The sequence below is a fragment of the Mucilaginibacter rivuli genome, from assembly GCF_019391655.1.
In the GTDB taxonomy this organism is placed as follows: Bacteria; Bacteroidota; Bacteroidia; order Sphingobacteriales; family Sphingobacteriaceae; genus Mucilaginibacter; species Mucilaginibacter rivuli.
This window is the reverse complement of sequence record NZ_JAHXPQ010000003.1, coordinates 537,364-550,587: the sequence shown is the minus strand read 5'-3', so window position 1 is coordinate 550,587 and position 13,224 is coordinate 537,364. Positions and strand designations below refer to the sequence as shown.

General features: G+C 42.6%; 10 protein-coding genes. 9 read left to right on the top strand and 1 reads right to left on the bottom strand.

Annotated features, from left to right (window positions below):
• Positions 1-14: 14 nt before the first annotated feature.
• Positions 15-365 (top strand): nitrite reductase small subunit NirD, encoded by a 351-nt coding sequence (gene nirD / locus KXQ82_RS09605; protein WP_219487980.1) that lies wholly within the window; start codon positions 15-17, stop codon positions 363-365.
• Positions 366-397: 32 nt separating this feature from the next.
• Here nirD and KXQ82_RS09600 read toward each other — a convergent pair whose 3' ends face one another.
• Positions 398-1,093, bottom strand: coding sequence for a Crp/Fnr family transcriptional regulator (locus KXQ82_RS09600; protein WP_219487978.1), 696 nt, complete (start codon positions 1,091-1,093; stop codon positions 398-400).
• 501 nt (positions 1,094-1,594) lie between these two features.
• Between KXQ82_RS09600 and KXQ82_RS09595 the strand changes: the two genes are divergently transcribed.
• The 8 genes from KXQ82_RS09595 to mobA all read left to right on the top strand — a co-directional run bounded on the left by KXQ82_RS09595 (position 1,595) and on the right by mobA (position 13,215).
• Positions 1,595-3,196 carry an alginate export family protein gene (locus tag KXQ82_RS09595; protein ID WP_219487977.1) on the top strand — a complete coding sequence of 534 codons (1,602 nt, stop codon included), beginning with the start codon at positions 1,595-1,597 and terminating at the stop codon, positions 3,194-3,196.
• Between the two features lie 22 nt (positions 3,197-3,218).
• Positions 3,219-4,439 carry a CmpA/NrtA family ABC transporter substrate-binding protein gene (locus KXQ82_RS09590; protein ID WP_219487976.1) on the top strand — a complete coding sequence of 407 codons (1,221 nt, stop codon included), beginning with the start codon at positions 3,219-3,221 and terminating at the stop codon, positions 4,437-4,439.
• A gap of 87 nt (positions 4,440-4,526) precedes the next feature.
• The gene (locus KXQ82_RS09585; RefSeq protein ID WP_219487974.1) at positions 4,527-5,312 is read left to right on the top strand and encodes an ABC transporter permease; all 786 of its coding nucleotides are present in this window, start codon (positions 4,527-4,529) and stop codon (positions 5,310-5,312) included.
• Between the two features lie 31 nt (positions 5,313-5,343).
• Positions 5,344-6,216, top strand: a complete 873-nt coding sequence (locus KXQ82_RS09580; RefSeq protein WP_219487973.1) for an ABC transporter ATP-binding protein — start codon at positions 5,344-5,346, stop codon at positions 6,214-6,216.
• A gap of 40 nt (positions 6,217-6,256) precedes the next feature.
• The gene (locus tag KXQ82_RS09575) at positions 6,257-7,567 is read left to right on the top strand and encodes an MFS transporter (RefSeq protein WP_219487972.1); all 1,311 of its coding nucleotides are present in this window, start codon (positions 6,257-6,259) and stop codon (positions 7,565-7,567) included.
• A gap of 22 nt (positions 7,568-7,589) precedes the next feature.
• A complete protein-coding gene (locus tag KXQ82_RS09570) occupies positions 7,590-11,177 on the top strand; it encodes a nitrate reductase (protein WP_219487970.1) in 3,588 nt (1,195 codons plus the stop codon).
• 23 nt (positions 11,178-11,200) lie between these two features.
• Positions 11,201-12,667, top strand: coding sequence for a rubredoxin (locus KXQ82_RS19955; RefSeq protein ID WP_255563570.1), 1,467 nt, complete (start codon positions 11,201-11,203; stop codon positions 12,665-12,667).
• Complete coding sequence (gene mobA, locus KXQ82_RS09560) at positions 12,655-13,215, top strand: molybdenum cofactor guanylyltransferase (RefSeq protein ID WP_219487967.1); 561 nt, start codon at positions 12,655-12,657, stop codon at positions 13,213-13,215. The genes KXQ82_RS19955 and mobA overlap by 13 nt, the downstream gene beginning before the upstream one ends.
• Positions 13,216-13,224: the final 9 nt, after the last annotated feature.

The following is a 13,224-nucleotide window of genomic DNA, read 5'->3' as shown; positions in this document are numbered from 1 at the left end:
AAAAAATATTGAAAATGGAAACACTAACAAACATACAATGGGTAATGGCCTGCTTTACCGATGATATTCCGGATAATGGTGGGGGCTGTGTTAAAATTGGCAGCGAACAAATAGCGATATTTAATTTTAGCCGCCGTGGCGAATGGTACGCAACGCAAAACCTGTGCCCGCATAAACAACAAATGGTTTTATCGCGCGGTATGATTGGTAGTGCAGGCGAAGATTGTGAGCCTAAAGTAGCCTGCCCTTTCCATAAAAAAACATTTTCGCTTTTATCGGGCGAGTGCCTTAGCGGCGATGAATATCAAATAAAAACTTACCCTGTAAAAGTACTTGAGGGTAAGGTTTATGTAGGCATTGAATAAGTTTAGTTTGAGTTTTAGTTTTAGATGATTGATTATTCGGAGCTGCTATCTTTAGTCAGCTCCAATAATTTTTTATCATCCACAATGGTAATGCTTTTGCCATTCGATGAGATCAGCTTGTGCGAAGTTAGATCGTTAAGCACCCTGAAAACAGTTTCGTAAGTTGCTCCGGCAAATGATGCCAGGTCCTGGCGGCTTAATTCAATTTTAAGCGACCCATCTTCGGCCAAACCAAATTGATCTTTTAATGATAATAATGATTGTGCCAGGCGGCCCTTTACCGACATGTGCGCCAGGTTGCGCATCCGTTTTTCTGATTCCTGCAGATCGTGCGACAGGAATTTTATCATTTGATAGGCTAACTCGTGGTTTACCTTTAATGTAGTATTGAAAAATTCCAGGTCAAACGCGCAAACTTTTGTAGGTTCAAGCGCTGTTGCCGATATTGGATAGCTTTCTGCTATTAAACCCCTGTGTCCAAAAATTGCACCTTCGCTGGCAAAGCGAACGATCAGCTCCTTATCATTACCCCATTTTTTATGCACTTTAACATTGCCTGAGTTAACAAAATAGACACCGGTAACCGGGTCGCCTTCTTTAACTATCACTTCTCCCTTTTTTACATCAAAGTTTTTACGGCTCGCGCTTACGGCGGGCAGCCACTCTTTAACGCAAAGTTTACACAGAAAACAGCTTTTTAAATCGCATTCTTGTTTGCTTTTTTTCATTAATGTAGATCAGTTTTATTAATTTATATATTCTGTGTAATATTAACTATAGCAAAACTAACAATTACTCGGTTTTTTCTATTGTTTTAGTAAAAAAACAATAGAAGATTTCTAAAAAATGACATAAAATGATTTTTATGAGATAATTTTTGGATAAAAAATGATTTTTTAAATCTTTTTATCCAAAAAAATGATTTAAAAATTTATCAAACTCATCATTTTGCTTTTATTTTTTGGTTTGTAATTTAAAAATCGATAAAAAATCCAAAAATTTCTGATTTAAATCATATAAATTATCATTTAGTGTAAAATTACTTGTGTTTTTATGTTAATTACAATATATTTATGATAATTAAACAGGTCGCAAACAAAAAAAGAATAGATATGGATAAAAAAAGTTCAGGCTTTAACATTTAAAACAAAAAAAAGCCCCCGCCGGAGGTCGCATTCCGGGCGAGGGTATTAGTTCAAGTGCTTTAACAAACTCTAAAACTTTATCAAATGTATAAAAATGTACTCAACACGTGCAGACTTTCTGCAATTTTATTAACAATAGGTTTATTCCAAACTGTTAATACCCAGGCCCAAATTTCACTCACCGGGCAACTGCGCACCAGGGCAGAATATAGAAATGGCTATGGCAACTTAGTAACAACCGACGCGCAGCCCGGCGGTTTCATCTCGCAACGCACACGCTTAACTTTTGGTTACAAATGGGATTTGTTAACTATAGGAACAAGTATCCAGGATGTTCGTGTTTTTGGTGCCGATGCATCGTCAATATCAGCTACGGATAACCGCTTATTTTTACACGAAGGCTGGGCGGAGTTAACGTTAGCAAATAAGGCTGATACAAACGTTAAGTTTAAATGGTTGGATCTGTTAACTTTTAAAATTGGCCGCCAGGAATTAGTTTATGATGATGCCCGCCTTATTGGTAACCTGGATTGGTTACAACAAGGCCGCCGCCACGATATGGCTTTATTAAAAGCTGTTCATCATGGCTGGCAGGTTGACCTCGGTTTTGCCTTTAACCAAAATACCGATGCTGCAGGGGTAACCAATACCGAATACGTACCCGGCAATATACCGGCTTATGTAACAAATAGCAATGGCGTGCTTGTACCTACACCGGCAGGCATAGTGCCATTGGCGCCGAGTGGTAGTGCATCCCAAAAAAGCGCGGCTACGGGTACACCTGTATATAGTAACCCAACCGGAACAAACGGTGCTACCCAGGATTATAAATCGTTCACAAGTTTATATATCAGCAAAAAAATAGACCAGACTAAGTTTTCTGCCTTGTTCTTTAACGACAACTTTGGGCAGTACAACCCCGTTACCATAACAACGGCCGATGGTGGTTTTATTTATGGTCGCCGTTTTGTGCAAGCCAATAACACCGATCTGTTTGATTACTCGCCAATACACCGTTACACTTATGGCTTAATGATTAACCATACGTTAGGCAATGCATCGGGTTTTGGTAAGATAGCCTTACAGGCGGCTTATTACCAGCAATCAGGTAAAGACCGCGATAATGTTGATCTGGATGCATACCACTATACCGTTGCTTTAACTTACCAAAAAGGCCGCTTTAGCTTTACACCGGGATACGATGTGTTATCAGGTAATGATGTCGTTAACCCGTCAGGTAAAGACAATCGTTTTGATCCGTTATATGGTACCCCGCATAAATTCTGGGGATATATGGATTACTTCTATACAGGTACCGGCTCGCCTGTTGGTGGTTTAAATAATCCTTACTTTAAAGTGAAGTACACTGCCAATACCCTGACTTTAGGTGCCGATATACATCACTTCTCCCTGAATAAGGATATGAAGAAAGCTGATGGATCGGTTATAGATAAAGACTTAGGTAACGAGCTTGACCTGCAACTGAGCTACCAAATGAACAAGTTTACCAATATTGAATTGGGCTATTCATTAATGAAAGCTTCTGATAGCATGACCTTTGCCAAAGGACAGGCCACTACCGATGCCGTTGCTTCAACTTATAATAAAACCGCTTTCTGGGGATATGTAATGTTCAAGTTTACCCCCGATTTCTTTTACGCCAAACCGGTAGCTATTAAACAATAACCCCCCTAAAACTAAACAAACGATGAAAACTCAATATATCAACACAAAAACGAAGCTAACATTAATAATATGTTTGCTGATGGTATTGGTTAACTCAATTGCAGGTGCTAAACCACCAAAAAAAACAATAAAACTGGGTTTTATCCCATTAACAGATTGCGCTCCTTTAGTTATCGCTAAAGAAATGGGCTTCTTCGCTAAATATGGCGTTGATGTTCAACTATCAAAAGAAGCATCATGGGCAGTTGTTCGCGATAAGATATTGAACGGTGAGTTAGATGGCGCCCATTGCCTTTTCTCAATGCCTTTTTCGGTATACACCGGTATTGGCGGTAAAGCCGGATCAGAAATGCGTATCGCTATGACATTGAATAACAACGGCCAGGCCATTACCCTATCAAAAGATTTTTGCGGTATAGTTGGCTTTAAAGACCTGAAAAAAGTTGCAGGCGCGATAAAAGAGATCAAAGCGCGTAAAGAAGTAACCTTCGCCATGACTTTCCCCGGTGGCACGCATGATATATGGTTGCGTAACTGGTTAGCCGCTGCCGGTGTTAATGCAAAATCGGTTGGTATAATTACCATCCCGCCGCCGCAAATGGTTGCTAACATGAAGGTTGATAACATGGAAGGTTTTTGCGTAGGCGAACCCTGGAATGGTGTTGCAGCATCACAAAATATAGGCTTTACCCATATTGCCAGCCAGGATATCTGGAAAAACCATCCCGAAAAAGCATTGGTAGTAAACAAAGCTTTTGCCGAAGGCGATAAAGAAGACCTCAAAAACGTAATGAAAGCTATTATTGAAGCCTGCAAATGGCTTGATGTAATGGGCAACCGTAAAAAAGCGGCCTTGTTTTTAAGCAAGCCAAACTATGTTAACGCCCCCGTTCAGGTTATTGAGGCCCGCTTAATGGGTTCAACAGATTTAGGCTGCGACCTGGGTGTTCAGAAATATAAAGACGATTACATGTTGTTTTACAATAATGGCGCGGTTAATACGCCAAAGGTATCTTACGGTATCTGGTTCATGGCGCAATACATGCGTTTCGGCTTGATAACCGCAGCACCTGATTATAAAGCGATATCACAAAAAATTATCATGAGCGACCTGTATGCCGAGGTAGCAAAAAGTATGGGTGTGCCAATTCAGGAGGATATGAAACCATTTAAAACAAACCTGGAAACCGTAACCTTCGATCCGAACAGTCCAGCAGCATATATAGCAGCCGCTAAAAAATAGTATGTAGGTTAAAATAGTGAGTAGTTAAGATAAGTCGGGGTTTGTAAGGCCCCGGCTTTGATTACAAAAGCATAAAACAAATAAACAATGAAAGATCTATTTTCGGCTAAAACAGCACTATCGGTATTATACTTCGCAGCAGGTATGATCATTCTTGGAGGTATTTGGGCATTAGTGTCAAAGATCAGCAAAAACGAGATCCCTAATCCACAAGCTACATGGGTGGTTTTTAAAGAAGTAATGCATAACCCTATGCAAAACGACCCCGATTATAAAGGTATAGGTACTAAATTACTAAGCTCGTTAGGCCGTGTAGCCATCGGTTTTGGATTGGGTAGCTTATTTGCAATACCATTAGGTTTAATAATGGGCAGCAGCAAAATAGCCATGAAAATGGTAAACCCTATTGTACAAATATTAAAGCCTGTATCGCCATTGGCATGGTTCCCTTTGGGGCTGGCCATTTTTAAAGACTCGCCACATGCAAGTATCTTCATGATCTTCATTTGCTCGCTGTGGCCAACATTGATCAACGCGGCATTTGGCGCGTCGCACATCCCGCAAGATCATAAAAATGTGAGCAAAGCTTTCGGCTTCTCGCAATACAAATACCTTACTAAAATATTATTGCCTTTTAGCTTACCACACATCATTACCGGTTTACGCCTTTCAATAGGAGTAGCATGGATGGTCATTGTGGCCGGCGAAATGCTTTCGGGCGGGCAGGGCCTTGGCTATTTTGTTTGGGAAGAAGGCTTTAACGGTGGCAACATCGCCAAAATATTGGTAGCCATTATTATTATAGGCATTGTAGGCTCACTGCTCGATAAATGCTTTACCTGGTTACAACAAAAGTTCTCATACGCGGTATAGGCCCTTTTACTTACACTAAAATATTAATATCATGAGCACAACAACAATAGCACCAACCACTCCCGAAAACATCAGTAGTATTGCTGATGAGTTACTGGAGCAAGCTATATCATCAGATAAAAGCATCGAAGTAAAGAACATGACTGTTAGCTTTAAAACAGCTAAAGGCGTGTATACAGCCGTTAAAGATATTAGCCTGTCGGTTAATAAAGGCGAGATCATAACGCTGATAGGCCACTCGGGCTGCGGTAAATCAACCCTGATGGGTACCATTAGCGGCATGGTTAAGCCAACAAGCGGCGAAGTAATAGCCAACGGTAAAAAAGTTACCGCGCCGGGTCCGGATAGGGGTATCGTTTTCCAGAACTACTCTTTACTGCCCTGGTTAACGGTTTACAAAAATATTTATGTAGCGGTTGATTCGGCACTAAGCGATAAAACCACTGCCGAAAAAGTAGCATTGGTAGAAACCAACCTTAAAATGGTTAACCTGTGGGAGCACAAAGACAAACTGCCGGGCCAGTTATCGGGCGGCATGAAACAAAGGGTGGCCATTGCCCGCGCGTTTTCTATCAATCCCAAAATATTATTGCTTGATGAGCCTTTTGGCGCGTTAGATGCTTTAACCAAAAGCTCGATGCACGTAGAGTTGTTAAAGCTTTGGAATATGGACCACCGCGAAAAAACCATTGTTATGGTTACCCATGATATTGAAGAAGCTATCTTTTTATCAGACCGTGTGGTGGTAATGAACAACGGCCCTGCAGCTACCATTAAAGAAATTGTGGATGTACCATTGCCTCGTCCGCGAAATAAGAAAGACATTGTTCACGACCCGGTTTATATGACCATACACGATAAATTGTTGAACCTGCTTATCGATAAGTTCTCGATAGACGATTAAACAAAAAAATTACTACTTACACTTACAAAACTTACAAAAAATGAATACATCAACAGCAAAACCACTCGAAAAGCTTAACATATTCAGCTTTTCGGGCATACAAATGAAAACCTTCCATATTACATGGTTAATGTTTTTTGTATGCTTTTTTGGTTGGTTTGGCCTGGCGCCTTTAATGCCTACCATACGTGGCGAATTGGGTTTAACCAAAGGCCAGGTAGGTAATATCATTATTGCCTCGGTAGCATCAACCATTATAGCAAGGCTTATTATAGGTAAACTTTGCGATATATGGGGCCCGCGCAAAACCGCGGTAAGGTTATTAATTATTGGCTCGGTACCCGTGTTTTTGGTGGGTTTGGCGCATAGTTACACTACTTTTCTGCTGTTTAGGTTAGGTATTGGCGTTATTGGTGCATCGTTTGTTATTACGCAGTACCATACATCGCAAATGTTTGGTCCTAAAATTAAAGGTACCGCTAACGCTGTTACCGGCGGCTGGGGTAACCTGGGCGGAGGTGTTACCAACATGGTAATGCCTTTAATATTCGCGGCTATTGTAGGCTTTGGGTTTACCAAAGGCGAGGCCTGGCGCTATGCCATGATGGTGCCCGGAACGATGATGCTGGTAATGGCATTTTTATACCATAAATATACAAAAGATACCCCCGCCGGAAACTTCGACGAAATAGGCCACTCAAAAGACGAAGCCAAAAAAACTGATTGGAGCGTATTAGCCGACTGGCGCGTATGGGCTTTAACATTAGCCTATGCATCGTGCTTCGGTATGGAGCTAACCTTTGATAACGTAGCATCGCTGCATTTTGTTGATACCTTCCATTTATCACAAAGCTCTGCCGGTTTTTGGGCCGGTATTTTTGGAGCTATGAACATTTTTGCCCGCGCTTTAGGCGGTATCGTATCCGATAGGGTTGGCGGTAAATATGGCATGCGGGGTAAAGGTCTGCTTTTAGCCGGCGTGTTGTTATTAGAGGGTATCGGCATTATTTTATTTGCACAGGCAGGCTCGCTGGTATTGGCTATTGTTGCTATGCTAACATTCGCTTTGTTCCTTAAAATGTCAAATGGAGCTACTTATGGCATTGTGCCATTTATCAATACAAAAAATGTTGGCCTCATTAGCGGCATAGTTGGTGCGGGTGGTAACCTTGGCGGGATGTTGTTCGGTTTCCTGTTCAAGTCATCAACAATCACTTATGCGCAGGCATTTACATATATCGGTTTTGTGGTAATAGGGGTATCGGCAATTATACTGGTAACCCGGTTTTACAAAGTTTTTGCACAACCCGAAGAAAAAACGGAACAGGCTTTAGCCGTTGCCGAAGTTTAACCCAGTACTACTTATACAACCTATGTCGGGTAAAAAAAATACCAATAAACAGTTGTCCACAACCTGCTGCTACTGCGGCGTGGGTTGTGGCATTCTGCTTAATAAAGACAAGAACAATACCCTTACGCTCGAGGGTGATAAAGATCATCCCGTTAACCGTGGCATGCTTTGCAGCAAGGGTATTAACCTGCACCATACCGCTAACGACCTGAGCGACCGCCTGCTGTACCCGCAAATGCGGTACAATAAAAACATGCCCTTACAGCGTGTTACCTGGGACGAAGCCTTTACCCGAACCGCGGCGGTTTTTAAAACTTTTATTGATAAGTATGGCCCCGACTCGGTGGCTATTTATGCTTCGGGGCAATGCTTAACCGAAGAGTACTATGTGCTTAATAAGCTGATGAAGGGCTTTATTGGCAGCAATAATATCGATACCAATTCGCGTTTGTGTATGAGCAGCGCTGTTGCTGCCTATAAGCTGGCTTTGGGCGAAGATAGCGTACCCATTTGCTACGATGATATTGAGTTGGCCGATTGCTTTTATGTAACCGGCGCAAACCCGGCCTGGTGCCATCCCATTTTGTGGAGGCGCGTTGAGGCACATAAAGCAGCTAATCCTAGCACTAAAATTATAGTAGTTGACCCGCGCGTAACCGATACCTGCTCCATTGCCGACCTGCACCTGCAATTGAACCCAGGTACGGATATTACATTAAACCATGCCATTGGCCGCGCTATTATTGAGAATGGTGATATCGACCTTAATTTTATAACCAACCATGCCGAAGGCTTTGAGCAATACCGTGAATTGGTATTTTCAAAACCAATGAAAGAAGCAGCCGCTATTTGCGGTGTTAAAGAAGCCGATATACGTTTAGCCGCAAAATACATTGGCGATGCCAAGGGCTTTATATCCATGTGGACCATGGGGCTTAACCAAAGCTCCATCGGTGTAAACAAAAACCTGAGTTTAATTAACCTTAACCTCATTACGGGCCATATCGGTAAACCGGGTTCAGGGCCGTTCTCGTTAACCGGGCAGCCCAATGCCATGGGTGGGCGCGAGGTTGGGGGCTTAGCTAACCTGCTCCCGGCACACCGCGATATGAAAAATGCGGAGCATCGTGCCGAAGTACAGCAATTTTGGGGCGGCAAGCCCATTGGCGAAAAAGCCGGCCTTACCGCTACCGAAATGTTTGAGGCTTTAAACGATGAAAAGCTAAAAGCCATATGGATAGTATGTACAAACCCGCTCACCAGCTTACCCAATGCCCGCTTTGCCGAAGCAGGTTTAAAGAAAGCCAAGTTTGTGGTTGTACAAGAGATAACCAATAAATCGGAAAGTTTGGCTTATGCCGATGTGATATTACCTGCAGCTGCATGGGCCGAAAAAGAAGGTACCATGACCAATTCCGAGCGCCGCATCAGCTACCTTAACAAAGTACTCGATGCGCCGGGCGAAACCATGCCCGATTGGGAGATAGTATGCCGCTTCGCGCGAAAAATGGGTTACCCTGGTTTTGATTTTGAGAGCCCTGCCGAAGTTTATGCAGAACATGCCGCGCTAACCGCGGGCACCAATATTGATGTGAGCGGTTTAAGCTATGATATATTAAAACAGGTTAAAACGGTACAATGGCCTTATCCAAAACCTGCTGCCGCGCCAAAAGCAGCTGGTAAAAAGAAGGTGGTTGCCGAACCAATTGTTGAAACTCCGATATCCAGGGGAACGGCACGTTTGTTTACCGACCATAGTTTTTATACGCCAAGTACCAAAGCGCAGATACATGCCGTACCCGATGCTAACAGGAGCGAACCGATAGGCCCTGATTTTCCATTCATATTAACCACCGGTCGCATACGCGACCATTGGCATACCATGAGTAAAACGGGTAAGGTAAACAAGCTTAACCAACACATAAAGCAAGCCTTTATCGAGATCAACCCCGCTGATGCACGCAAGCTGAATATCAGCGATAACGAGGTTACCGTAGTGAGATCAAAACGTGGCGAGGTACGTGTAAAAGCTAAATTTAACACAGGTATTAAGCAGGGCGTTGTGTTTTTACCTATGCACTGGGGCAAAGTATTAGGCAGCGATCTGAACCGCGCGAATAACCTCACCAGTGATATACTCGACCCGATATCAAAAGAGCCCGATTTTAAGTTTTGCGCCGTTGCTATCGAAAAATATAAAAAGCCTTTTCAACGTATTGTAGTTATTGGCGCTGGCGCTGGCTCATATGGTTTTGTAAAATCGTACCGTGAGATCAATCCCGACGATGAGATCACAATTTTCAGCAAAGAGGATTTTCCATTCTATAACCGCGTAATGCTGCCCGATTATATCAGCGGCGAGCAACGTTGGGAGCAACTGGTTAAAATGACCGATGAGGAAGAACCGGGCTATAAAATTAAATTACTGCGTGGCGTAAGCGTTGAAAAAGTTGATCGCGAAAGCAAATTCGTTATTGATTCCCGTGGCAATAAAACCCATTATGATGTAATGGTAATGGCTACAGGCAGCCGCTCTGCTATACCGCGAAATGTGCCATCATTACCGGGTATTTTTACCATGCGTACCCGTACCGATGCCGATAACTTTAAAAATCACATCCCAGCCAATGCGCACGTAGTAATCGTTGGTGGTGGTTTACTCGGTTTGGAAATGGCGGCATCATTACGCGAGATAGGGGTAAAGATCACCATTATACAACGTACATCGCGTTTTCTAAACCGCCAACTGGATGCTTTGGGCAGCCAGTTATTGCATGAGGAAATGATAGACCAGGGCTGCGATATTTATTATGATGAAGAGGTGCAATTGTACTATGGCCGTAATAAATTAAGCGGCGTAGGCCTTAAAAGCGGTACCCGCATTAATTGCGATGCCATGATACTGGCTATTGGTACTACGCCTAACCTTGAGCTGGCCAAAGAGAGCGGGTTGGAGTGTAAACGCGGCGTTATTGTTAATGAGCGCCTGCAAACCAGCGACCCAGATGTATTTGCCATTGGCGAGATCGCTGAATTTGAGGGTACGCTATATGGGATCACCGCGGCAGCCGAACAACAGGCCGATGTGGTAGCCAAATACCTTAACGGCGATATATCAAGCTATTACCAGGGCAGTGTGTTTATGAATATCATTAAGATACACGGGTTTGACCTGTGCAGCATTGGTTTACCCGAATGCCCTGATGATAAGAGTTATGAAGAAATTGTATTTATAGATAAGGCCCAACGCTACTATAAAAAATGTATCATTCACCAGGACAGGCTGGTGGGCACTATCCTTATCGGCGATAAGAGCGAGTTTCAGGAGTTCAGGGAGCTGATATCCAACAAAACCGAGCTAAGCGAAAAACGTATCCAATTATTGCGCAGCGGTAACAAGGCCGAGCCTGTTATTGGCAAATTGGTTTGCAGCTGCAATAATGTTGGCGAAGGTAACATCACCAACAAAATTAACGAGGGTTGCACCGAGTTAAAGGCCCTGTGCACCGCAACGGGCGCAGGTACAGGTTGTGGATCGTGCAGGCCGGAGGTAAAACGTATTTTGGATGAAATAACAGAGAAAGCAAAATTAGAGGGGGTATTGAACTGATGGAAGCAAGCGCTCAAAAACACATGATAAAAATTAACCTGCCGGGCGGTATTGTACCAGCAGGCGAGTTATTGGATATCTTAACAGGTGCCCAAAATGCCAATGTTACCCATGTGCGTTTTGGTAACAGGCAGCAATTACTTTTTGAGGTAGATCATACCGAGTTAGACGATCTGAAAAACGAACTCATTATAAACGATATTAACTACGAAGTTGATGCGGATGAATATCCAAATATCATCAGTTCGTACGTTACTGAGGATATTATTTATAATGCCAACTGGTTAAAGGAAGGTGTTTATAAAGATATATTGGATCTTTTTGACTATGAGCCCCGCCTTAAAATCAACCTTGCTGATAACTCGCAAACCTTTGTGCCGTTTTTTACGGGTAACTTTAATTTTATCTCTTCGGACGTAAGTAATTTTTGGTACCTGTATGTACGTTTTCCTAAAACCAATATTTTATACTGCTGGCCCTCGCTCATATATTCGGAAGATATTCCGGGTATCAGTAAAATCATAGAGCAGGAAATATTGGGTAACCGTAAACTGTTTTATGATCAGCCGGTTATTGATGGCGCTTTATTGCACAAAAAGGTAACGGCCAAAACAAAGTTTTTGTTGCAGCCATATACGCATACATTGCAATTGCCTGAGTTTCACTTACCTTTTTACGAAGGTTTTAACCGCTATAACAATAACAAACAATGGCTGGGTATTTATCGCCGTGATGAGTTGTTCCGTGTCGATTTTTTGAAAGAGATATGCGCGTTATGTCTTGAAACTCGTATAGGGCAGCTATATACCACCCCCTGGAAGTCGATTGTTATTAAAGGTATTGAGCAAGCCGATCGCAAAGCCTGGGGCACCATACTAAACCGTTACCGCATTAACGTGCGCCATGCTGCCAACGAATTGAACTGGCAGGTTGAAGACCTGTGCGATGAAGGCCTACTCATTAAACGCCAGTTGGTACGCGAGTTTGAGGAAGCCGATACCCGTACCTACCGTTTATGTTTTGCTGTAAAAACCAAGCGTAAATCAGGGCTTTTTGGTTCGGTTATCATTAACAAACTGCGCAGCGGCAGCAAGGGGAGCGAAGATATTTTTGAGATACTGCACACCCGCGATTTTAACCCTAACTCTAAAGATTTTGTAGTGTTCAGGCCAAAGGTTGCAAAACCTGATATCAGCACCCATCTGATGGCACTTTGCGATATGTTTTATGAACTGCAGGACAATGAAGGTAACCAGCCTGCGCAACTGCCAACCGTAGCAGAAGCTAATGCGGCACCTGATAAACAGGTTTATCAATGTAAAAACTGCATGACGGTATATGACGAAATTTATGGCGATGATATCAATAATATTGCGCCGGGCACAAAGTTCGAAACGATTGAGCAATACCAATGCCCTACATGCGATTCGCCAAAGCAAGATTTTGTATTGCTCGATTCGCTATCTTTGGCGCATCAATGGAACAGTTAAGAGGCATAGTAATGTGTGGCGGCCAAAGCAGGCGTATGGGTACCGATAAAGGGCTTATTCCTATACAAAATATTTGCTGGGCAGCTTATATGGCCAATAAATTGGCAGATGTTAATTTGCCGGTAGTTGTTTCTATTAACAGTTCCCAATCAGAAAAGTATCAATCTGTATTTAACACTGATATGCTGGTTGCAGATTCGCAAAATATAGCGGGGCCGCTCAACGGTTTATTAAGCGTACATCAAAAATATCCGGATGATGATCTGTTACTGCTGGCCTGTGATATGATAGGGATGGAGAGGGATACGCTAAACCATTTGGTTGAGGCATACCGTTCAAATACCGGCTTTGATTATTACGTGTATCAAAATGAGCAATTTGCAGAGCCATTTTGCGGAATATATACCGCTAAAGCTTTAAACACCTTGATCAAGGAATCAAACCTCATCTTATCCGGCTTAAGTTTTCAAAAAGTGCTCAATAGCGGTAATACGTTGCGAATGCCCATTACCCATCCCGAAAGTTTTGTTAATCAAAATAAAGTGTAAATTGATTAG